Raw genomic sequence first — 18,828 nt, 5'->3', positions numbered from 1 at the left:
GTCGTGATGGTGCGCTGAGCCACGCCGTCCGAGGACGACGCGGCAGGGGGGCGTGATCAGCCCTGGCGCTGCTTGTGGCGCTGGTTCGAGCAGATCACCATGACGCGACCGTGCCGGCGGATCACCTTGCACTGGTCGCAGATCTTCTTGACGCTCGGCTTGACCTTCATCAGTGTTCCTCTGCCGCCGGGCGACCGGGCCGTCAGGGCCGGACGCTCGCGCGGCGATGTCGATCGGGTGGGGGGATGACGACTACTTGTAGCGGTAGACGATCCGGCCACGGGACAGGTCGTACGGGCTGAGCTCCACCACGACGCGGTCCTCGGGGAGGATCCGGATGTAGTGCTGCCGCATCTTGCCCGAGATGTGGGCGAGGACCTTGTGACCGTTGCTCAGCTCCACGCGGAACATCGCGTTCGGCAGCGCCTCGATCACGCTGCCCTCGATCTCGATGACACCGTCCTTCTTTGCCATGTCCTCCGCTAACTCTCGTCTGTGTCTTTCGACGGACTGCAGCCACGCCCGGCCCGACCGCGGTCGGGTCACGAGGAGTTCTCGTCGAGGACGTGGATCGCGTGCTTCCGTTGGCGAGGGCCACGACCCCGGAGCTCGTGAGAGCCGGGGACGGGCACAAGAACGGAGTACACCCGACTAAATATCGTACCCCACGGATTCGCGTTGGCAAGCAGGTGTACGTCACACCGCACGCGGGTCCGCCGGTGCGCACCGGCCGGGTGCGCCGTGCGGGTGGGCAGCCCGGTCAGTCGAGGTCGACGGGGACGACGTCGAAGGCCGCCAGGCCCTCGCGACCGAGGTCGGCGGCGGTGAGCACCGCGATGCCGTCGTCCAGCACCGCGACCGTGTGCTCCCAGTGCGCGGCGCGGGCACCGTCGGCGGCCACCACGGTCCAGTCGTCCCCCAGCACCCGGGTCACCTCGGTACCCCGCGTCAGCATGGGCTCCACGGCCAGGCACATGCCCGCTCGGACCCGGGGCCCGCGGTCGGTCGCCCGGAAGTTGAGCACGTCCGGCGGCTGGTGCATCGCCGTCCCGATGCCGTGGCCCGTGTACTCCTCGACGATGCCGTAGGAGGTACCGACCAGCCCGCCCGCGGTCTCGGCGGCCATCTCGACGGCGTCGCCGACCTCGCCCACGCGCCGTGCGGACGCCAGGGCCGCGACGCCCGCCCACATCGCGCTGCGGGTCGCCAGCACGAGCGCGGCGTCGTCGGCGTCCAGCTCCCGGGCCCGCGGGTCGTCGGGCCCCAGGGCGCCGTCCGGGCCGATCTGGAACGAGACGGCCGAGTCGCCGTGCCAGCCGTCCACGATCGCACCGCAGTCGACGGACACCACGTCACCCACGGCCAGGGAGCGGGTCCCCGGGATCCCGTGGACGATCTCGTCGTTCACCGACGTGCAGATCGTCGCGGGGAAGCCGTGGTAGCCCAGGAAGGAGGGCGTCGCCCCGGCGGCGGCGATCACGTCGGCCGCCACCCGGTCGAGGTCACCCGTCGTCACCCCGGGGCGCGCTGCGGCCCGGACCGCGGACAGCGCGTCGGCGACGACCAGGCCGGCACGGCGCATCAGCCGGATCTCGGCGCGCGACTTCAGCTCGATCCGGGGACGGGAACGGAACACCTCGTTCAGCTTCTCGCCGGCCGTCAGCCGAACTGCTGCTCGAGGGCGGCGACGATCCGGTCGGTGACCTCGGCGATCTCGCCGATCCCGTCGACCTGGACCAGCAGGCCGCGCTCGGCGTAGGCGGCCGTCAGCGGCGCCGTCTCGGCCTCGTAGATGTCGAGCCGGCGGGCGATCGCGTCCGGGGTGTCGTCCTCGCGGCCCTCGACCTCGGCACGCTTGGCGATGCGCTGCAGCAGCTCCTCGCGGTCCGCCGTCAGCTCGATCACGCCGTCCAGCTCCCAGTCGAGCTCGCCGAGGATGCCGTCCAGCGCCTCGACCTGGTGGGCGTTGCGCGGGTACCCGTCGAGCAGGAAGCCGCCCTTGACGTCGTCCTCCGCGAGACGGTCGCGGACCATGGAGTCCGTGACCTCGTCGGGGACGAGCTCGCCCTTCGCGGAGTACTCCTGGGCCAGCCGGCCGAGCTCGGTGCCGCCCTTGATGTTCGCCCGGAAGATGTCACCGGTCGAGATGGCGGGGATCCCGAAGACCTCGGCGAGCCGGGCGGCCTGGGTGCCCTTGCCCGCGCCCTGCGGTCCCATGATCACCAGGCGGGTCACCCGTGCCTCGGGACGCTGGGAGCCGTGGAGCTCGCGACGGGTGGTCGGGGTGGTCGTCTCGGTCAACGGAGGAACCCTTCGTAGTGGCGCTGCTGGAGCTGGGAGTTCACCTGCTTCACGAACTCCAGCCCAACACCGACGATGATGAGGATCGACGTCCCGCCGAACGGGATGTTCGTCGTGACGCCGAGGAACACCAGCACCAACGTCGGGATCAGCGCGACGATGGCGAGATAGAGCGAACCGGCCGACGTGATGCGGGTGATCACGTAGTCCAGGTACTCGGCCGTGGGGCGCCCGGCACGGATGCCCGGGATGAAGCCGCCGTACTTCTTCATGTTGTCCGCGACCTCGTCCGGGTTGAACGTGATCGAGGTGTAGAAGAAGGCGAAGAAGATGATCATCGCGACGTAGAGCACGATGTACAGCGCCTGGTCCTGCTGGGCCAGGTTGTTCGAGATCCAGACGACCCAGTCCGCGGTCTGGTCGCCGAACTGGGCGATCAGCGCGGGGATCGCGAGGATCGACGCCGCGAAGATGACCGGGATGACGCCGGACATGTTGATCTTGATCGGGATGTAGGTGCTGGTCCCCCCGTACATCCGGCGGCCGACCATCCGCTTGGCGTACTGGACCGGGATGCGGCGCTGGGACTGCTCGACGAAGACGACCATGCCGATGACCAGCACGATCACGCCGATCATGATGATGAAGTTCAGGGGGCCGTTCGCACCGCCGGCGATCGACCAGAGGGCCGTCGGGAAGCTGGCGACGATCGAGGTGAAGATCAGCAGCGACATGCCGTTGCCGATGCCGCGCTCGGTGATGAGCTCGCCGAGCCACATCACCAGACCGGTGCCCGCCGTCATGGTGATCACCATCAGGGCGGCGGTCCAGAAGCTGTCGTCGACGACGACGTCGAGGTTGCAGCCGGGGAAGAGGAGGCCGGTACGAGCCGTGGTCACGATCGTCGTCGACTGCAGGATCGCCAGGGCGATCGTCAGGTACCGCGTGTACTGCGTCAGCTTCGACTGGCCGGACTGCCCCTCCTTGTGGAGGGCCTCGAACCGCGGGATGACGACACGCAGGAGCTGCGTGATGATGCTGGCGGTGATGTAGGGCATGATCCCCAGCGCGAACACCGACAGCTGCAGGAGGGCTCCGCCGCTGAAGGTGTTGACGAGGCCGAGCAGCGAGGTGCTGTCCTCCAGGGAGGCCACGCACTGCTGGACGTTGCCGTAGTCGACGCCCGGCGTCGGGACGAACGACCCCACGCGGAACAGCGCCATGATCGCGATCGTGAACAGCAGCTTGCGCCGCAGGTCCGGTGTCCGGAAAGCCCGGCCGAATGCGCTGAGCACCTATCCTCCTGACCCGCCGGAGCGGGGTGTCGTGTCGCCGGTCGACCGGCGAGGTGTGGCGCACGACGCCCGCGGGGCGGCCCCGCGACGTCGACGCGCCGACTCGGTCGTGGTCCGGCCGGGTTCGCCGACCTCCCCGCACTCACGGCGTGCGGGACGGACCGTGACGGATTCTACGTGTCCCGGCGAGTGATGTGGACCACGGATTCCGGTCGAAGGTAGCAGACCGGGACAATCCAGCCCACCGGATGTCGTCCCGCCGGGTGTCCGTCACCCCACCCGGCGGAGACGCGCAAGGGCCGGTGGCGCGTGTGCGCCACCGGCCCTGCGACGGACCTCAGTCCTCGGAGACCGAGCCGCCGGCCGCCAGGACCTTGTCCTTGGCGGAGCCGGAGATCGCGTCGACCGCGACGTCCAGCTTGACGGTGATCTCCCCCGTGCCGAGAACCTTCACCGGCTGGCCGGAGCGGACCGCGCCCTTGGCGACGAGATCGTCGACCGTGACGGAGCCCCCCTCCGGGTACAGCGCGGCGAGCTTGTCCAGGTTGACGACCTGGTACTCGACGCGGAACGGGTTCTTGAAGCCACGCAGCTTCGGCAGACGCATGTGCAGCGGCATCTGCCCACCTTCGAAGCCCGCGGGCACCTGGTAACGAGCCTTGGTGCCCTTGGTGCCGCGACCCGCCGTCTTGCCCTTCGACGCCTCACCACGACCCACACGGGTCTTGGCCTTCTTGGCGCCGGGAGCCGGACGCAGGTGGTGGACCTTCAGCGGCTGCGACTGCGCGCCCTTGTCCTGGGTGCTGTCGGCCATGATCAGTCGACCTCCTCGACGGTGACGAGATGCGCCACCGTGGTGACCATGCCACGGATCTCCGGACGGTCCTCCTTCACGGCGATGTCGCCGATCCGCTTGAGGCCGAGGGTCCGCAGCGTGTCACGCTGGTTCTGCTTGCCGCCGATGGCGGACTTGACCTGGGTGACCTTGAGACGGGCCATCACGCACCCACCTTCTCGTCGGCCTTCTTCTCCGACTGCGCGGCCAGGCCGGCGGCCTGCGCACGCAGCAGCGGAGCCGGGGCGACGTCCTCGAGCGGCAGACCACGACGAGCGGCCACGGCGGCCGGCTCCTCGAGGCCCTGGAGGGCCGCGACGGTGGCGCGCACGATGTTGATCGCGTTCGACGAGCCGAGCGACTTGCTCAGCACGTCGTGGATCCCGGCGCACTCCAGCACGGCGCGCACCGGACCACCGGCGATCACACCGGTACCCGGGGAGGCCGGACGCAGGAAGACGACACCGGCCGCCTCCTCGCCCTGGACCTGGTGCGGGATGGTGCCCTGGATGCGGGGGACGCGGAAGAAGTTCTTCTTCGCCTCCTCGACACCCTTGGCGATCGCCGAGGGCACCTCCTTCGCCTTGCCGTAGCCGACACCGACGGTGCCGTCGCCGTCGCCCACCACGACCAGCGCGGTGAAGCTGAAGCGGCGGCCGCCCTTGACGACCTTGGCGACGCGGTTGATGGTCACCACGCGCTCGACGAAGGCGTTGCGGTCGTCGCCGCGGTTGTTGCGGCGGTCGTCGCGCCGGTTGGAGCGGCGACCGTCGTTCTTGGACTCGTTGGCGCCCTGGGGGGCGCCGGTGTTGCGCTGCCCTGCAGCCATCAGAGGATCCTCATCTTCCGTGCGAACTTGCGAGCGTCAGCCATCACAGAGCCAACCCCGCTTCCCGTGCGCCGTCGGCGACCGCAGCCACCCGACCGTGGTACTTGTTGCCGCCACGGTCGAAGACCACGGCGTCGACACCGGCGGACTTCGCACGCTCGGCGACGAGCTCGCCGACCTTGCGGGCCTTGGCGGTCTTGTCGGCGTCCAGCGCACGCAGGTCGGCCTCGAGCGTCGAGGCGGAGGCCACGGTCTTGCCGACCGTGTCGTCCACGACCTGCGCCACCATGTGACGCGACGAACGGGTCACGACGAGGCGGGGACGCTCCGCGGTGCCCTTGATCTTCTTGCGCAGGCGAAGGTGACGACGCTGACGAGCGACGCTCTTGCCCTTGCCGAGAACCTTGAGAGCCATCACTTACCAGCCTTTCCGACCTTGCGACGGACGACCTCGTCGGCGTACCGCACACCCTTGCCCTTGTAGGGCTCGGGGCGGCGGATCTTGCGGATGTTCGCAGCGACCTCGCCGACCTGCTGCTTGTCGATGCCGGCGACCGAGAACTTCGTCGGGCTCTCGACCGCGAAGGTGATGCCCTCCGGCGCCGAGACCGTGACGGGGTGCGAGAACCCGAGCGCGAACTCGAGGTCCTGGCCCTTGGCCACCACGCGGTAACCGGTACCGACGATCTCGAGCTTGCGCTCGTAACCGTTGGTCACACCGGTGACCATGTTGGACAGCAGGGTGCGGGTCAGGCCGTGCAGCGACCGGGACTCGCGCTCCTCGTCGGGACGCGAGACCTTGATGCCGTCCTCGGTCTGCTCGACGGTGATCGGCGCGGGAACCGTGTGCTCCAGGGTGCCCTTGGGCCCCTTGACGGTCACCAGCGCGCCGCTGATGGTGATCTCCACGCCGGACGGGACCGGAACGGGGAGCTTGCCGATTCGAGACATTGGCGTCTCTCCTTTCCGGATTACCAGACGTAGGCGAGGACTTCGCCGCCCACGCCCTTGTCCTGCGCCTGACGGTCGGTCAGGAGGCCGGACGAGGTGGACAGGATGGCCACGCCGAGGCCACCGAGGACCTTCGGGAGGTTGGTGGACTTCGCGTAGACGCGCAGACCGGGCTTGGACACACGGCGCACGCCGGTCAGCGCGCGCTCACGGCTCGGGCCGTACTTGAGGGTCAGGGTGAGGTTCTTGCCCACCTGAGCGTCCTCGACGGTCCAGCCGGTGATGTAACCCTCGGCCTGCAGGATCTCCGCGATGCGCGACTTCAGCTTCGAGAACGGCATCGTGACCGTGTCGTGGTGCGCCGAGTTCGCGTTGCGCAGACGCGTCAGCATGTCTGCGATCGGGTCGGTCATAGTCATTGGGCTCTAGCCCTTCCTCGCCGGGGTATCCGTGCGGCGCCCGCCAGGGCGCCGCACGGACCTACGGCGTAGTGGTTTTACCAGCTGCTCTTGGTGACGCCGGGGAGCTCGCCACGGTGGGCCATCTCCCGCAGGCAGATCCGGCACAGGCCGAACTTGCGGTAGACCGAGTGCGGCCGGCCGCAGCGCTGGCACCGGGTGTAGGCACGCACGGCGAACTTCGGCTTGGCGTTCGCCTTGTTGATCAGGGCCTTCTTCGCCATATCAGTTCTCCTTGAAGGGGAAACCGAGACGGCGCAGCAGGGAGCGGCCCTCGTCGTCGGTCGTCGCCGTCGTCACGATCGTGATGTCCATGCCCCGGACACGGTCGATCTTGTCCTGGTTGATCTCGTGGAACATCGACTGCTCCGTGAGACCGAACGTGTAGTTGCCGTGGCCGTCGAACTGCTTCGGGCTCAGTCCGCGGAAGTCGCGGATGCGCGGCAGCGCGATCGAGAGCAGGCGGTCGAGGAACTCCCACATGCGGTCACCACGCAGGGTGACGTGCGCGCCGATCGGCATGCCCTCGCGCAGCTTGAACTGCGCGATGGACTTCTTGGCACGGTTGATCGCCGGCTTCTGGCCGGTGATCGCGGTCAGGTCGCGGATCGCGCCCTCGATGAGCTTGGAGTCGCGCGCAGCGTCCCCGACACCCATGTTGACGACGATCTTGGTCAGACCGGCGACCTGCTGGACGTTCTGGTGGTCGAACTCGTCCTTGAGGGCGGAGAGGATCTCCTCGCGGTACTTCTGCTTGAGGCGCGGCAGGGCCGGGGCCTCGAGAGTCGTCTCGGTCATCAGATGTCCTTCCCGGAGCGCTTGGCGTAGCGGACGCGCACCGTGCGGGTGCGACCGTCCTGCTCCACCTCCTCGAGGCGGAAGCCGACGCGGGTCGGCTTCTTCGTCTCGGGGTCGACCAGCATCACGTTGGACACGTGGATCGGGGCCTCGACGGTCTCGAGGCCACCCGTGCGGGTGCCGCGAGCCGACTGGCCGGCCTTCACGTGCTTGGTCACGCGCTGGATGCCCTCGACCACGATGCGGTCCGAGTCCGTGAGCACCTCGAGCACGCGACCCGTCTTGCCCTTGTCGCGACCGGCGGTGACGATCACCTGGTCGCCCTTCTTGATCTTCGCCATGGTCAGAGCACCTCCGGAGCCAGCGAGATGATCTTCATGAACCGCTTGTCGCGCAGCTCACGGCCGACCGGGCCGAAGATGCGGGTCCCACGGGGCTCGCTGTCGCCCTTGAGGATGACGGCGGCGTTCTCGTCGAACTTGATGTAGGAACCGTCGGGACGACGGCGCTCCTTGGCGGTCCGGACGATGACGGCCTTGACGACGTCGCCCTTCTTCACGTTGCCGCCCGGGATCGCGTCCTTGACGGTGGCGACGATGGTGTCGCCGATACCGGCGTAGCGACGGCCGGAGCCACCGAGAACACGGATGGTGAGGATCTCCTTGGCACCCGTGTTGTCGGCGACACGCAGTCGCGACTCCTGCTGGATCATCGATTGATCTCCTGTCGTCGAGCTGGTTCTCTGCCCGGGAGGTCCCGGGCGAGCCTGGCCGAACGGATAGTTGCTGTGGTGGGGACCCGGCGCATACGTGTGTCACACCGCGCCCCCACCGAGAAAGGTCTGTGCTTACTTGGCCTTCTCGAGGATCTCCACAAGGCGCCACCGCTTGGTCGCGGACAGCGGGCGGGTCTCCATGATGACGACGAGGTCGCCGATACCGGCCGTGTTCTCCTCGTCGTGCACCTTCACCTTGTTCGTACGGCGCATGACCTTGCCGTAGAGCGGGTGCTTCTTGCGGTCCTCGACCTCGACGACGATGGTCTTCTCCATCTTGTCGCTGACGACGTATCCGCGGCGCACCTTGCGGCTGGCCCGCTCCTCGGTGGTCACCGTCTCGGTGTTCTCGCTCATCAAAGCCTCACTCACTCACGCTCGGGGCCGTACGGATGCCGAGCTCGCGCTCCCGCAGGACCGTGTAGATCCGCGAGATGTCGCGCTTGACCGCCTTGAGGCGGCCGTGCGACTCGAGCTGGCCGGTGGCGGCCTGGAAGCGAAGGTTGAAGAGCTCTTCCTTCTGCTCCTTGAGCTTCGCGACGAGGGTCTCGTCGTCGAAGCCGTCGAGGTCGGCGGGGGCCAGGCCCTGGGTACCGATAGCCATCAGTTCGCACCACCTTCGCGCACCACGAAACGGCACTTCATCGGAAGCTTGTGCATCGCGCGGCGCAGGGCCTCGCGTGCCAAGTCCTCGGGGACGCCGGCCAGCTCGAAGACGATGCGGCCGGGCTTGACGTTGGCGACCCACCACTCGGGCGAGCCCTTGCCGGAACCCATGCGGGTCTCAGCCGGCTTCTTGGTCAGCGGGCGGTCCGGGTAGATGTTGATCCAGACCTTGCCGCCACGCTTGATGTGACGGGTCATCGCGATACGAGCAGCCTCGATCTGGCGGTTCGTGACGTAGGCGGGCTCGAGGGCCTGGATGCCGTAGTCGCCGAACGAGATCGTGGTGCCACCCTTGGCCACGCCGGAGCGCTTGGGGTGGTGCTGCTTGCGGTGCTTGAGCCTGCGCGGGATCAGCATGACTCAGGCCTCCGTTCCGGACTCGGGGGCCGCGGCCTGCTCGGCCGGGGCCGGCGCGTCGGACGCCTCGCCGGAGCTCTGCTTCGGCTGCGACGGACGCTCGTTGCGGTCGTTGCGACGACCACGACGCTCGCCGCCACGGCCGCCACCACGGCCCTGTCGGGGCGCGGAGGCCGCCTGCTGAGCAGCGAACTCCTTCTCGGTGAGGTCGCCCTTGTAGATCCAGACCTTCACGCCGATGCGACCGAAGGTGGTACGGGCCTCGAAGAAGCCGTAGTCGATGTTCGCGCGCAGGGTGTGCAGCGGCACGCGACCCTCGCGGTAGAACTCCGACCGGCTCATCTCGGCGCCGCCGAGACGGCCCGAGACCTGGACCCGGATGCCCTTCGCGCCGGCACGCTGCGCGGACTGGATGCCCTTGCGCATGGCGCGACGGAAGGAGACGCGGCTCGCCAGCTGCTCGGCGATGCCCTGCGCGACGAGCTGCGCGTCGATCTCGGCGTTCTTGACCTCGAGGATGTTGAGCTGGACCTGCTTGCCCGTCAGCTTCTCGAGCTCGCCGCGGATGCGGTCCGCCTCGGCGCCGCGGCGGCCGATGACGATGCCGGGACGCGCCGTGTGGATGTCCACGCGGACGCGGTCACGGGTGCGCTCGATCTCGACCTTGGCGATGCCGGCGCGCTCGAGACCGGTGCTCATGAGCTTGCGGATCTCGACGTCCTCGCGGACGTAGTCGCGGTACCGCTGACCAGGCTTGGTGCTGTCGGCGAACCAGCGCGACCGGTGGTCGGTGGTGATGCCGAGGCGGTACCCGTGCGGGTGAATCTTCTGCCCCACTATCGGGCCCCTTCCTTCTGCTCGCGCGGTGCGACGACCACGGTGATGTGGCTGGTGCGCTTGAGGATGCGGCTGGCACGCCCCTGCGCACGGGGGCGGAACCGCTTGAGGGTCGGGCCCTCGTCCACGTACGCCACGGAGACCACGTAGTCGGCCTCGTCGAAGCGCTCGTTCGCGCGGTCGGCCTTCACCCGGGCGTTGGCCACAGCGGACTCGACCACCTTGCGGATGGGCTCGCTCGCCGCCTGCGGCGCGAACTTCAGCACCGCGACGGCCTCAGCGGCCTGCTTGCCACGGATGAGGTCGACGACGCGCCGGGCCTTCATGGGCGTGACACGGACGAACCGCGCCTGCGCCTTGGCTTCCATTGCTGTCCTGCTTCCTTTTCTCAGACAGTCCGAGTCGCTACCGACTGACCGGGGGTCAGCGGCGGCGACCCTTCCTGTCGTCCTTCACGTGGCCGCGGAAGTTCCGCGTGGGGGCGAACTCGCCCAGCTTGTGACCCACCATGGCCTCGGTCACGAAGACCGGGACGTGCTTGCGACCGTCGTGGACGGCGAAGGTGTGGCCGAGGAAGTCGGGCGTGATGACCGACCGACGGGACCAGGTCTTGATGACGTTCTTGGTCCCCTTCTCGTTCTGACCGTCCACCTTCTTCTGCAGGTGGTCGTCGACGAAGGGGCCCTTCTTCAGGCTACGAGGCATCTGTCAGGCTCCTTTTCAGCGCTTCTTGCCGGTGCGACGACGGCGGACGATCAGCTTGTCGCTGGGCTTGTTCGGACGGCGGGTCCGGCCCTCGGGCTGGCCCCAGGGGCTCACCGGGTGACGGCCACCGGACGTGCGGCCCTCGCCACCACCGTGCGGGTGGTCGACGGGGTTCATCACGACACCGCGGACGGTCGGGCGGACGCCCTTCCAGCGCATGCGGCCGGCCTTGCCCCAGTTGATGTTCGACTGCTCGGCGTTGCCGACCCAGCCGATGGTCGCGCGGCAGCGCAGGTCGACGTTCCGGATCTCGCCGGACGGCATGCGCAGCTGGCCGTAGGGGCCGTCCTTGGCGACGAGCTGGACCGAAGCGCCCGCGCTGCGGGCGATCTTCGCGCCGCCACCGGGGCGGAGCTCGACGGCGTGGATGACGGTACCCGTCGGGATGTTGCGCAGCGGCAGGTTGTTGCCGGGCTTGATGTCGGCACCCGCGCCGGCCTCGACCGTGTCGCCCTGCGCCAGCTTGTTCGGCGCGATGATGTAGCGCTTCGTGCCGTCGGCGTAGTGCAGCAGCGCGATGCGCGCGGTGCGGTTCGGGTCGTACTCGATGTGCGCGACCTTCGCCGGCACGCCGTCCTTGTCGTGACGACGGAAGTCGATCACGCGGTAGGCGCGCTTGTGGCCACCGCCCTTGTGCCGGGTGGTGATCCGGCCGGAGCTGTTGCGGCCGCCGGTCTTGGACAGCGGACGAACCAGCGACTTCTCCGGCTCCGAGCGGGTGACCTCGACGAAGTCGGCAACGCTCGAGCCACGGCGGCCGGGCGTCGTCGGCTTGTGCTTACGGATTCCCATGGAAGTAGTCCTCGATCTGCTCTCGTGCGGCTCAGCCGACCGGACCGCCGAAGATGTCGATCGACCCCTCGCGGAGGGTGACGATCGCACGCTTCGTGTCCTTGCGCTTGCCCAGGCCGTAGCGCGTACGACGCGCCTTGCCCTTGCGGTTGATCGTGTTCACCGAGGCGACCTTGACACCGAAGACCTTCTCGACCGCGATCTTGATCTCGGTCTTGTTGGCGCCCGGGTCCACGACGAAGGTGTACTTGCCCTCGTCGAGGAGGTTGTAGGACTTCTCGGAGACGACCGGCGCGATCAGGATGTCGCGCGGGTCCTTCGTCACGGCGGTCACTTGGTGGCCTCCTTCTCGGACGCGGCCTCGGTCTCGGTCGCGACGGCCTTCGCCGACTTGCCCGTCGCCGGGCCGGCCAGGAACGCCTCGAGCGCGCCGGAGGTGAAGACGACGTCGTCGGAGACGAGGACGTCGTAGGTGTTCAGCTGGTCCGCGGTGAGCAGGTGGACCTGCTCCAGGTTCCGCAGCGACTTGACGGTCAGCTCGTCCGAGCGCTCGGTGACGACCAGCACGTGCGTGCGGTCGGTGAGCGCGGCGAGCGTGCCGAGGGCCGCCTTGGTGGACGGCTTGTCGTCGACGCCGAACCCGGCGACCACGTGGACACGGCCGGCGCGAGCGCGGTCGGAGAGGGCACCGCGCAGGGCGGCGGCCTTCATCTTCTTCGGCGTGCGCTGGTCGTACTTGCGCGGCTGCGGGCCGTGGACGGTGCCACCGCCGGCGAACTGCGGGGCGCGGGTCGAACCCTGGCGGGCGCGGCCGGTGCCCTTCTGCTTGTAGGGCTTCTTGCCACCGCCGCGCACGTCGGCGCGGGTCTTGGTGGCGGCCGTCCCCTGGCGGGAGGCCGCGCGCTGCGCGACGACCACCTGGTGGATCAGCGGGACGTTCGTGGCGACGTCGAACACCTCGGCGGGGAGCTCGGCGGTGCCGGCCTTCTTGCCCGAGGCGTCGAGCACGTCGACGGTCAGGTTAGCCATCGGTCTCAGGCTCCCTTCGCGGCGGTACGGACGAGGACGATGCCGCCCTTCGGACCCGGGACCGCGCCCTTGACGAGCAGCAGGCCCTTCTCCGCGTCGACCGCGTGGACGGTCAGGTTCTGGACGGTCTTGCGGGCGTGGCCCATGCGACCGGCCATCCGCATGCCGCGGAACACGCGCGACGGCGTGGCCGCGCCACCGATCGAACCCGGCTTGCGGTGGTTGCGGTGCGCACCGTGCGAGGCGCCGACGCCGGAGAAGCCGTGGCGCTTCATGACACCGGCGGTGCCCTTGCCCTTGGTGGTGCCGACGACGTCGACCACCACGCCGGCCTCGAAGGCCTCGGCGGTGATCTCCTGGCCGAGCGTGTACTCGGCGGAGTCGTCGGTACGGATCTCGGCCACGTGGCGGCGCGGCGTGACGCCGGCCTTCTCGAAGTGGCCCTTGAGCGGCTTGGTGACCTTGCGCGGGTCGATCTGGCCGGCGGCGAGCTGGACGGCCGCGTAGCCGTCGGACTCCGCGTTGCGGACCTGCGTCACCACGTTGGTGGGGACGGCGACGACGGTGACCGGGACGAGCTTGCCGTCCTCGTTCCACGTCTGGGTCATGCCGAGCTTGGTGCCGAGCACCGCGGTCACGTTCTTCTGCTGGTTGGTCATGATCTCTTCCAGCCTCAGAGCTTGATCTCGATGTTCACGTCGGCCGGCAGGTCGATGCGCATCAGCGAGTCGACAGCCTTCGGCGTGGGGTCGATGATGTCGATCAGCCGCTTGTGAGTACGCATCTCGAAGTGCTCACGGCTGTCCTTGTACTTGTGAGGCGACCGGATGACGGTGAAGACGTTCTTCTCCGTCGGCAGCGGCACCGGGCCCACGACCGTCGCACCAGCGCGAGTGACCGTGTCGACGATCTTGCGCGCCGAGCTGTCGATCACCTCGTGGTCGTAGGACTTGAGCCGGATGCGGATCTTCTGTCCCGCCATGGCGTCGTCTGACTCTCTCTCTCGAACCGCTACTGTCCGACCCCCGCGCTCGGGCGTGTCGCTTTGAGCGACAGAACCGTGCGCATACCTGTCCGGCATGGGGGCCGTGGATGTGGCCCGCGGTGCGGGCCACGACGTATGCCAAGCCTGTCGAAGACATGTGTCCGTGGGGCGCTCACGCGCGTCGACAGCCGGCATCCCCACGACTCCCCCGAGGGGAGACCGCGCCCGGCGCCACCGCGGACCCGGAGGTCTCGGCTGGCACCGTGGTGCTACACACTGTTCGACACGAGAAAGAACGCGCCCGTGACAGGCAACCTGACTAGTGTGGCACACACCCGACGCGTGGCCAAGTCCTGGCCGATGTGACCTGCGTCGTATCACGGCGCCCGGTGTGCCCGTCCCTCATTCTAGGCGGCGCTCGACCGCCCGCGACGGCGACCCACGCTCCCGCGGGACACCGACGCTCCCGGACCCGGAGGAAGTGACCGCCATGACACGCCCCGACCGACCCGCGGACGGCTGGACCTACTGCGACGTCCGACCGCAGTCCCGCCCCGCGCTCCCCCCGGACCTCAACCCGCGCCGCGCCTCCCTCATCCACGTCACGCGGGCGAAGTGGGTCAACGGCACCGTCCTGCACTACTGGCTCGAGCCGGCGGCACCGCAGGCGCAGCACCAGGCGGTGCGCGACGCCTTCCGCACGTGGGAGGACCTCGGCATCGGCCTGCGCTTCGTCGAGGTCGACGACGCCGACCGCGCCGAGGTGCGCATCGCGTTCGACCAGGGCGCCGGCAGCTGGTCCTACGTCGGCAAGGACGTGCTGGGGATCCCGCAGCACGAGGCCACGATGAACTTCGGCTGGGACCTGACGACGTCGTGGGGGGCCGTCACCGCGCTGCACGAGATCGGACACACGCTCGGCTTCCCCCACGAGCACCAGAACCCGAACGCGGGCATCGTGTGGGACGAGCAGCGCGTGCTCCAGGAGTTCACGGGCCCGCCGAACAGCTGGACCGAGGACCAGGTGCGGCACAACATCCTGCGCAAGCTCTCCCCCGAGCAGGTCGAGGGCTCGGCGTGGGACCCCGAGTCCGTCATGCACTACCCCTTCGACCCGGGCCTCATCGTCTCCCCGGAGCAGTACGGCCGCGACGGGATCCCCGCCCCGGACGGGCTGTCGGACGACGACCGCGAGTGGGTGCTGCGCTGGTACCCGGGGCTCGAGCCCGACCTGCCCACGCTCGAACCGGGCCGCTCGGTACCGCTGGAGCTCGCGCCCGCCGGGCAGGCCGACCTCGTGGTCCGCCCCACGGCCACCCGGGAGTACCGCGTGGGTACGTTCGGCGACGCCGACACGCTGCTGGTCCTCTTCGAGGAGGTCGACGGCGAACCGGTCTTCCTCGCGGGCGACGACGACAGCGGGACCGACCGCAACGCCCTGGTCACCGTGCGGCTCCGCGCCGGCCGCAGCTACGTCGTCCGGGTCCGCCTGTACTGGGCCTGGGCGGCGGGGACGACGGCCGTCATGCTCTGGTGACCACCCCCGCAGGCACGACGAAGGGCCCGGGCATCGTGATGATGCCCGGGCCCTGCGTCATGACCGGCCGGCGTCGGTCAGTGCCGGGACGCCGTCCGGCGGCAGATCACTTGAGGATCTTGGTGACCCGGCCGGAACCGACCGTGCGGCCACCCTCACGGATGGCGAAGCCGAGGCCCTCCTCCATGGCGATCGGCTGGATCAGCTCGACCGTCATCTCGGTGTTGTCGCCCGGCATGACCATCTCGGTGCCCTCGGGCAGCTCGATGACGCCCGTGACGTCGGTGGTCCGGAAGTAGAACTGCGGACGGTAGTTCGAGTAGAACGGGTTGTGACGGCCGCCCTCGTCCTTGGCCAGGATGTAGACCTGGGCCTCGAAGTTGGTGTGCGGCGTGATCGAACCCGGCTTCACGACGACCTGGCCGCGCTCGACGTCCTCACGCTTGAGACCACGCAGCAGCAGACCGGTGTTGTCGCCCGCCTGGGCCTGGTCCATCTGCTTGTGGAAGGTCTCGATACCGGTGACGGTCGTCTTCTGCGGCGAACGGATACCGACGATCTCGACCTCGGAGTTGATGTCGAGCGAGCCACGCTCCACCTTGCCGGTGACGACGGTGCCGCGACCGGTGATGGTGAAGACGTCCTCGATCGGCATGAGGAACGGCTTGTCGAGGTCGCGCTGCGGCTCGGGGACGTTCTCGTCCACGGCCTCCATGAGCTCCAGGATCTTCTTGGTCCACTCGGGGTCGCCCTCGAGGGCCTTCAGACCGGAGACGCGGATGACCGGGGCGTTGTCACCGTCGAAGTCCTGCGACGACAGCAGCTCGCGGACCTCCATCTCGACGAGCTCGAGGATCTCCTCGTCGTCGACCATGTCGGCCTTGTTCAGCGCCACGAGCAGGTAGGGAACGCCCACCTGGCGGGCCAGGAGGACGTGCTCGCGCGTCTGCGCCATCGGGCCGTCGGTGGCGGCGACCACGAGGATCGAACCGTCCATCTGGGCGGCACCGGTGATCATGTTCTTGATGTAGTCGGCGTGACCCGGCGCGTCGACGTGCGCGTAGTGACGGTTCGGCGTCTCGTACTCGATGTGCGCGATGTTGATCGTGATACCGCGCTGCTTCTCCTCCGGCGCGGCGTCGATCTCGTCGAACGCCTTGAGCTGGTTCGCCGGCAGGTCCGGGTACGTCTCAGCGAGCGTCTTCGAGATCGCGGCGGTCAGCGTCGTCTTGCCGTGGTCGACGTGACCGATCGTGCCGATGTTGACGTGCGGCTTGGTCCGCTCGAACTTGGCCTTAGCCACTGGGTCCTCCTGGGACTTGGGTAGATGTTCCGAACGATTGCGAGTGTCGGCCGATCAAGCCTAACCCTCGGGGCGTTGCGGTTTCCTACAGGTTGATGGTTGTGCAGGTGTTCGACCTGTGGGGACTCACTCGCCCCGGGTCTTCTTGATGATCTCGTCAGCCACGGCCTTGGGGACCTCGGCGTAGCTGTCGAACTGCATCGAGTACACGGCGCGGCCCTGCGTCTTGGAACGCAGGTCACCGATGTACCCGAACATCTCGCTCAACGGTACCTGGGCGCGCACGACCTTGACGCCGGTCGCGTCCTCCATGGACTGGATGAGTCCACGCCGCGAGTTGATGTCGCCGATGACGTCGCCCATGTACTCCTCGGGCGTGCGCACCTCGACGGCCATGACGGGCTCGAGCAGAACCGGGTCGGCCCGCTTGACGCCCTCCTTGAACACCATGGATCCGGCGATCTTGAACGCCATCTCCGAGGAGTCGACGTCGTGGTACGCACCGTCGAGGAGCGTGGCCTTGACGCCGACGACCGGGAAGCCGGCCAGGACACCCTGCTGCATGGCCGCCTGGATACCGGCGTCCACCGACGGGATGTACTCGCGCGGCACGCGACCACCGGTGACCTCGTTGGCGAACTCGTACAGCTCGCCCTCGGCGGTGGTCTCCAGCGGCTCGAAGTTCACGATGACCTTCGCGAACTGACCCGAACCACCGGTCTGCTTCTTGTGCGTGTAGTCGATCTTCTCCGCCTTGCGACGGATCGTCTCGCGGTACGCGACCTGCGGCTTGCCGACGTTCGCCTCGACCTTGAACTCGCGCTTCATGCGGTCCACGAGGATGTCGAGGTGGAGCTCGCCCATGCCGCCGATGACGGTCTGGCCGGTCTCCTCGTCGAGCTTGACGCGGAAGGTGGGGTCCTCGTCGGCGAGCTTCTGGATCGCCGTCGAGAGCTTCTCCTGGTCGGCCTTCGTCTTCGGCTCGATGGCCACGTCGATGACCGGCTCCGGGAAGGTCATCGACTCGAGGATGACCGGGGAGTCGGAGGCGCTGAGGGTGTCACCGGTGGTGACGTCCTTCAGGCCGATGAAGGCGTAGATGTGACCGGCCTGCGCCTCGGGGACGGGGTTCTCCTTGTTGGAGTGCATCTGGAAGAGCTTCCCGATGCGCTCCTTCTTCCCCTTGGTGGTGTTGAGCACCTGGGCGCCCTGCTCGACCTTGCCGGAGTACACGCGGACGTAGGTGAGCTTGCCGAAGAACGGGTGCACGGCGACCTTGAACGCCAGGGCCGAGAACGGCTCCGAGGCGTCCGCGTGACGCTCGATGACCTTCTCCTCGTCCTTGACGTCGTGGCCCTGGACGGCCGGGACGTCGAACGGGGAGGGCAGGTAGTCGATGACGGCGTCGAGCATGGGCTGGACGCCCTTGTTCTTGAACGCCGAGCCGCACAGCACCGGGAAGGCCTCGGAGTTGACCGTCATCTTGCGGATGCCGGCCTTGAGCTCGTCGGTCGTGAGCTCCTCGCCGCCGAGGTACTTCTCGAGCAGGTCCTCGTCGGACTCCGCGACGGCCTCGATGAGCTCGTTGCGGTACTCCTCGGCCTTGGCCTGCAGGTCGGCGGGGATCTCCTCGACCTCGTAGGTCTCGCCCAGCTTGGTCTCGCCGTGCCAGACCAGCGCCTTCATGCTCAGCAGGTCGACGACGCCGATGAAGTCGTTCTCGGCACCGATCGGGAGCTGGAGCACCAGCGGCTTGGCCTTGAGGCGCTCGACGATCGTCTTGACCGTGAAGTAGAAGTCGGCGCCCAGCTTGTCCATCTTGTTGACGAAGCAGATGCGCGGGACGTCGTACTTGTCGGCCTGACGCCAGACGGTCTCCGACTGGGGCTCGACGCCCTCCTTGCCGTCGAAGACGGCGACGGCGCCGTCCAGGACGCGGAGCGACCGCTCCACCTCGACCGTGAAGTCGACGTGGCCCGGGGTGTCGATGATGTTGATCTGGTTGTCGTTCCAGTAGCAGGTCGTCGCGGCCGACGTGATCGTGATGCCGCGCTCCTGCTCCTGCTCCATCCAGTCCATCGTCGACGCGCCGTCGTGCGTCTCACCGATCTTGTAGTTCACACCCGTGTAGTACAGGATGCGCTCGGTGGTGGTGGTCTTGCCGGCATCGATGTGAGCCATGATGCCGATGTTGCGGACCTTCTTCAGGTCGGTCAGCACGTCGAGTGCCACGGTGTCTTACCCCTCGGGTCAGTGGGACGTCGGGAACCGGTGCCGGAGGCCGGCCGCCAGCCGGTTCCGGGAGCGGCTGACGA

The 18,828-nt window shown here is 68.3% G+C and carries 29 protein-coding genes; 1 reads left to right on the top strand and 28 read right to left on the bottom strand.

The features are described from left to right. Window positions 1-56: 56 nt before the first annotated feature. The 26 genes from rpmJ to rpsJ all read right to left on the bottom strand — a co-directional run bounded on the left by rpmJ (window position 57) and on the right by rpsJ (window position 13,670). Window positions 57-170: a 50S ribosomal protein L36 gene (rpmJ, locus tag PO879_RS03545; protein ID WP_171246392.1), complete on the bottom strand. Its 114-nt coding sequence runs from the start codon at window positions 168-170 to the stop codon at window positions 57-59. A gap of 82 nt (window positions 171-252) precedes the next feature. After that, window positions 253-474: a translation initiation factor IF-1 gene (gene infA / locus PO879_RS03540; protein WP_020016137.1), complete on the bottom strand. Its 222-nt coding sequence runs from the start codon at window positions 472-474 to the stop codon at window positions 253-255. Window positions 475-760: 286 nt separating this feature from the next. Beyond that, window positions 761-1,636 (bottom strand): type I methionyl aminopeptidase, encoded by an 876-nt coding sequence (gene map / locus PO879_RS03535; protein WP_278236550.1) that lies wholly within the window; start codon window positions 1,634-1,636, stop codon window positions 761-763. A gap of 23 nt (window positions 1,637-1,659) precedes the next feature. Beyond that, entirely contained in the window at window positions 1,660-2,217 is a 558-nt protein-coding gene (locus tag PO879_RS03530; RefSeq protein ID WP_278237446.1) for an adenylate kinase, read from the bottom strand. 80 nt (window positions 2,218-2,297) lie between these two features. Further along, window positions 2,298-3,596, bottom strand: a complete 1,299-nt coding sequence (secY, locus tag PO879_RS03525; protein WP_278236549.1) for a preprotein translocase subunit SecY — start codon at window positions 3,594-3,596, stop codon at window positions 2,298-2,300. 337 nt (window positions 3,597-3,933) lie between these two features. Further along, entirely contained in the window at window positions 3,934-4,410 is a 477-nt protein-coding gene (gene rplO / locus PO879_RS03520) for a 50S ribosomal protein L15 (protein ID WP_278236548.1), read from the bottom strand. 2 nt (window positions 4,411-4,412) lie between these two features. Then, on the bottom strand, window positions 4,413-4,595 hold the full coding sequence (rpmD, locus tag PO879_RS03515) for a 50S ribosomal protein L30 (RefSeq protein ID WP_172152853.1): 183 nt from the start codon (window positions 4,593-4,595) through the stop codon (window positions 4,413-4,415). Next, window positions 4,595-5,260, bottom strand: a complete 666-nt coding sequence (gene rpsE, locus PO879_RS03510) for a 30S ribosomal protein S5 (RefSeq protein ID WP_278236547.1) — start codon at window positions 5,258-5,260, stop codon at window positions 4,595-4,597. The genes rpmD and rpsE overlap by 1 nt, the downstream gene beginning before the upstream one ends. Window positions 5,261-5,303: 43 nt before the next feature. Further along, the gene (gene rplR, locus PO879_RS03505; protein WP_278236546.1) at window positions 5,304-5,675 is read right to left on the bottom strand and encodes a 50S ribosomal protein L18; all 372 of its coding nucleotides are present in this window, start codon (window positions 5,673-5,675) and stop codon (window positions 5,304-5,306) included. After that, the gene (gene rplF, locus PO879_RS03500; protein ID WP_278236545.1) at window positions 5,675-6,211 is read right to left on the bottom strand and encodes a 50S ribosomal protein L6; all 537 of its coding nucleotides are present in this window, start codon (window positions 6,209-6,211) and stop codon (window positions 5,675-5,677) included. The genes rplR and rplF overlap by 1 nt, the downstream gene beginning before the upstream one ends. A 20-nt stretch (window positions 6,212-6,231) precedes the next feature. Next, window positions 6,232-6,630 (bottom strand): 30S ribosomal protein S8, encoded by a 399-nt coding sequence (gene rpsH / locus PO879_RS03495; RefSeq protein ID WP_278236544.1) that lies wholly within the window; start codon window positions 6,628-6,630, stop codon window positions 6,232-6,234. A 77-nt stretch (window positions 6,631-6,707) separates the two neighbouring features. Continuing rightward, a complete protein-coding gene (locus PO879_RS03490) occupies window positions 6,708-6,893 on the bottom strand; it encodes a type Z 30S ribosomal protein S14 (protein WP_013837851.1) in 186 nt (61 codons plus the stop codon). 1 nt (window position 6,894) lies between these two features. Continuing rightward, window positions 6,895-7,467 (bottom strand): 50S ribosomal protein L5, encoded by a 573-nt coding sequence (rplE, locus tag PO879_RS03485; RefSeq protein ID WP_278236543.1) that lies wholly within the window; start codon window positions 7,465-7,467, stop codon window positions 6,895-6,897. After that, a complete protein-coding gene (gene rplX, locus PO879_RS03480; protein ID WP_278236542.1) occupies window positions 7,467-7,808 on the bottom strand; it encodes a 50S ribosomal protein L24 in 342 nt (113 codons plus the stop codon). Before rplX ends, rplE begins: the two co-directional genes overlap by 1 nt. Before the next feature lie 2 nt (window positions 7,809-7,810). After that, entirely contained in the window at window positions 7,811-8,179 is a 369-nt protein-coding gene (gene rplN, locus PO879_RS03475; RefSeq protein WP_278236541.1) for a 50S ribosomal protein L14, read from the bottom strand. 135 nt (window positions 8,180-8,314) lie between these two features. Further along, window positions 8,315-8,599, bottom strand: coding sequence for a 30S ribosomal protein S17 (rpsQ, locus tag PO879_RS03470; protein ID WP_278236540.1), 285 nt, complete (start codon window positions 8,597-8,599; stop codon window positions 8,315-8,317). Window positions 8,600-8,606: 7 nt separating this feature from the next. After that, window positions 8,607-8,846: a 50S ribosomal protein L29 gene (gene rpmC, locus PO879_RS03465; RefSeq protein WP_246246410.1), complete on the bottom strand. Its 240-nt coding sequence runs from the start codon at window positions 8,844-8,846 to the stop codon at window positions 8,607-8,609. Continuing rightward, window positions 8,846-9,265 carry a 50S ribosomal protein L16 gene (gene rplP / locus PO879_RS03460; protein ID WP_278236539.1) on the bottom strand — a complete coding sequence of 140 codons (420 nt, stop codon included), beginning with the start codon at window positions 9,263-9,265 and terminating at the stop codon, window positions 8,846-8,848. Before rplP ends, rpmC begins: the two co-directional genes overlap by 1 nt. A gap of 3 nt (window positions 9,266-9,268) precedes the next feature. Then, entirely contained in the window at window positions 9,269-10,102 is an 834-nt protein-coding gene (gene rpsC / locus PO879_RS03455; RefSeq protein WP_278236538.1) for a 30S ribosomal protein S3, read from the bottom strand. Further along, a complete protein-coding gene (rplV, locus tag PO879_RS03450; RefSeq protein WP_278236537.1) occupies window positions 10,102-10,470 on the bottom strand; it encodes a 50S ribosomal protein L22 in 369 nt (122 codons plus the stop codon). The genes rpsC and rplV overlap by 1 nt, the downstream gene beginning before the upstream one ends. Before the next feature lie 55 nt (window positions 10,471-10,525). After that, window positions 10,526-10,807: a 30S ribosomal protein S19 gene (rpsS, locus tag PO879_RS03445; protein ID WP_278236536.1), complete on the bottom strand. Its 282-nt coding sequence runs from the start codon at window positions 10,805-10,807 to the stop codon at window positions 10,526-10,528. Between the two features lie 15 nt (window positions 10,808-10,822). Further along, entirely contained in the window at window positions 10,823-11,659 is an 837-nt protein-coding gene (gene rplB, locus PO879_RS03440) for a 50S ribosomal protein L2 (protein WP_278236535.1), read from the bottom strand. Between the two features lie 31 nt (window positions 11,660-11,690). Further along, window positions 11,691-11,993: a 50S ribosomal protein L23 gene (gene rplW, locus PO879_RS03435; protein ID WP_278236534.1), complete on the bottom strand. Its 303-nt coding sequence runs from the start codon at window positions 11,991-11,993 to the stop codon at window positions 11,691-11,693. Continuing rightward, a complete protein-coding gene (gene rplD, locus PO879_RS03430; RefSeq protein ID WP_278236533.1) occupies window positions 11,990-12,688 on the bottom strand; it encodes a 50S ribosomal protein L4 in 699 nt (232 codons plus the stop codon). Before rplD ends, rplW begins: the two co-directional genes overlap by 4 nt. Before the next feature lie 5 nt (window positions 12,689-12,693). Beyond that, a complete protein-coding gene (rplC, locus tag PO879_RS03425; protein WP_278236532.1) occupies window positions 12,694-13,347 on the bottom strand; it encodes a 50S ribosomal protein L3 in 654 nt (217 codons plus the stop codon). A 14-nt stretch (window positions 13,348-13,361) separates the two neighbouring features. Then, window positions 13,362-13,670: a 30S ribosomal protein S10 gene (gene rpsJ, locus PO879_RS03420; RefSeq protein ID WP_013837837.1), complete on the bottom strand. Its 309-nt coding sequence runs from the start codon at window positions 13,668-13,670 to the stop codon at window positions 13,362-13,364. Between the two features lie 493 nt (window positions 13,671-14,163). Here rpsJ and PO879_RS03415 point away from each other — a divergent pair, with 493 nt between their 5' ends. After that, window positions 14,164-15,210 (top strand): M12 family metallopeptidase, encoded by a 1,047-nt coding sequence (locus tag PO879_RS03415; protein ID WP_278236531.1) that lies wholly within the window; start codon window positions 14,164-14,166, stop codon window positions 15,208-15,210. A 106-nt stretch (window positions 15,211-15,316) separates the two neighbouring features. Here the strand turns inward: PO879_RS03415 and tuf are convergent, their stop codons facing one another. Further along, window positions 15,317-16,513 carry an elongation factor Tu gene (tuf, locus tag PO879_RS03410; protein ID WP_278236530.1) on the bottom strand — a complete coding sequence of 399 codons (1,197 nt, stop codon included), beginning with the start codon at window positions 16,511-16,513 and terminating at the stop codon, window positions 15,317-15,319. A gap of 126 nt (window positions 16,514-16,639) precedes the next feature. Then, window positions 16,640-18,745, bottom strand: coding sequence for an elongation factor G (gene fusA, locus PO879_RS03405; RefSeq protein WP_278236529.1), 2,106 nt, complete (start codon window positions 18,743-18,745; stop codon window positions 16,640-16,642). Window positions 18,746-18,828 lie beyond the last annotated feature (83 nt).

This window comes from Isoptericola sp. AK164 (assembly GCF_029643425.1).
Taxonomy (GTDB): Bacteria; Actinomycetota; Actinomycetes; order Actinomycetales; family Cellulomonadaceae; genus Isoptericola; species Isoptericola haloaureus.
This window is presented reverse-complemented; position numbering and strand designations above follow the sequence as displayed.

What these genes read in the sequence shown, in the direction of transcription:
- rpmJ (WP_171246392.1), bottom strand. Translation starts at nt 170, where the DNA reads ATGAAGGTCAAGCCGAGCGTCAAGAAGATCTGCGACCAGTGCAAGGTG.
- infA (WP_020016137.1), bottom strand. Translation starts at nt 474, where the DNA reads ATGGCAAAGAAGGACGGTGTCATCGAGATCGAGGGCAGCGTGATCGAG.
- PO879_RS03530 (WP_278237446.1), bottom strand. Translation starts at nt 2,217, where the DNA reads ATGGGACCGCAGGGCGCGGGCAAGGGCACCCAGGCCGCCCGGCTCGCC.
- rplO (WP_278236548.1), bottom strand. Translation starts at nt 4,410, where the DNA reads ATGGCCGACAGCACCCAGGACAAGGGCGCGCAGTCGCAGCCGCTGAAG.
- rpmD (WP_172152853.1), bottom strand. Translation starts at nt 4,595, where the DNA reads ATGGCCCGTCTCAAGGTCACCCAGGTCAAGTCCGCCATCGGCGGCAAG.
- rpsE (WP_278236547.1), bottom strand. Translation starts at nt 5,260, where the DNA reads ATGGCTGCAGGGCAGCGCAACACCGGCGCCCCCCAGGGCGCCAACGAG.
- rplR (WP_278236546.1), bottom strand. Translation starts at nt 5,675, where the DNA reads ATGGCTCTCAAGGTTCTCGGCAAGGGCAAGAGCGTCGCTCGTCAGCGT.
- rplF (WP_278236545.1), bottom strand. Translation starts at nt 6,211, where the DNA reads ATGTCTCGAATCGGCAAGCTCCCCGTTCCGGTCCCGTCCGGCGTGGAG.
- rpsH (WP_278236544.1), bottom strand. Translation starts at nt 6,630, where the DNA reads ATGACTATGACCGACCCGATCGCAGACATGCTGACGCGTCTGCGCAAC.
- PO879_RS03490 (WP_013837851.1), bottom strand. Translation starts at nt 6,893, where the DNA reads ATGGCGAAGAAGGCCCTGATCAACAAGGCGAACGCCAAGCCGAAGTTC.
- rplE (WP_278236543.1), bottom strand. Translation starts at nt 7,467, where the DNA reads ATGACCGAGACGACTCTCGAGGCCCCGGCCCTGCCGCGCCTCAAGCAG.
- rplX (WP_278236542.1), bottom strand. Translation starts at nt 7,808, where the DNA reads ATGGCGAAGATCAAGAAGGGCGACCAGGTGATCGTCACCGCCGGTCGC.
- rplN (WP_278236541.1), bottom strand. Translation starts at nt 8,179, where the DNA reads ATGATCCAGCAGGAGTCGCGACTGCGTGTCGCCGACAACACGGGTGCC.
- rpsQ (WP_278236540.1), bottom strand. Translation starts at nt 8,599, where the DNA reads ATGAGCGAGAACACCGAGACGGTGACCACCGAGGAGCGGGCCAGCCGC.
- rpmC (WP_246246410.1), bottom strand. Translation starts at nt 8,846, where the DNA reads ATGGCTATCGGTACCCAGGGCCTGGCCCCCGCCGACCTCGACGGCTTC.
- rplP (WP_278236539.1), bottom strand. Translation starts at nt 9,265, where the DNA reads ATGCTGATCCCGCGCAGGCTCAAGCACCGCAAGCAGCACCACCCCAAG.
- rplV (WP_278236537.1), bottom strand. Translation starts at nt 10,470, where the DNA reads ATGGAAGCCAAGGCGCAGGCGCGGTTCGTCCGTGTCACGCCCATGAAG.
- rpsS (WP_278236536.1), bottom strand. Translation starts at nt 10,807, where the DNA reads ATGCCTCGTAGCCTGAAGAAGGGCCCCTTCGTCGACGACCACCTGCAG.
- rplB (WP_278236535.1), bottom strand. Translation starts at nt 11,659, where the DNA reads ATGGGAATCCGTAAGCACAAGCCGACGACGCCCGGCCGCCGTGGCTCG.
- rplD (WP_278236533.1), bottom strand. Translation starts at nt 12,688, where the DNA reads ATGGCTAACCTGACCGTCGACGTGCTCGACGCCTCGGGCAAGAAGGCC.
- rplC (WP_278236532.1), bottom strand. Translation starts at nt 13,347, where the DNA reads ATGACCAACCAGCAGAAGAACGTGACCGCGGTGCTCGGCACCAAGCTC.
- rpsJ (WP_013837837.1), bottom strand. Translation starts at nt 13,670, where the DNA reads ATGGCGGGACAGAAGATCCGCATCCGGCTCAAGTCCTACGACCACGAG.
- PO879_RS03415 (WP_278236531.1), top strand. Translation starts at nt 14,164, where the DNA reads ATGACACGCCCCGACCGACCCGCGGACGGCTGGACCTACTGCGACGTC.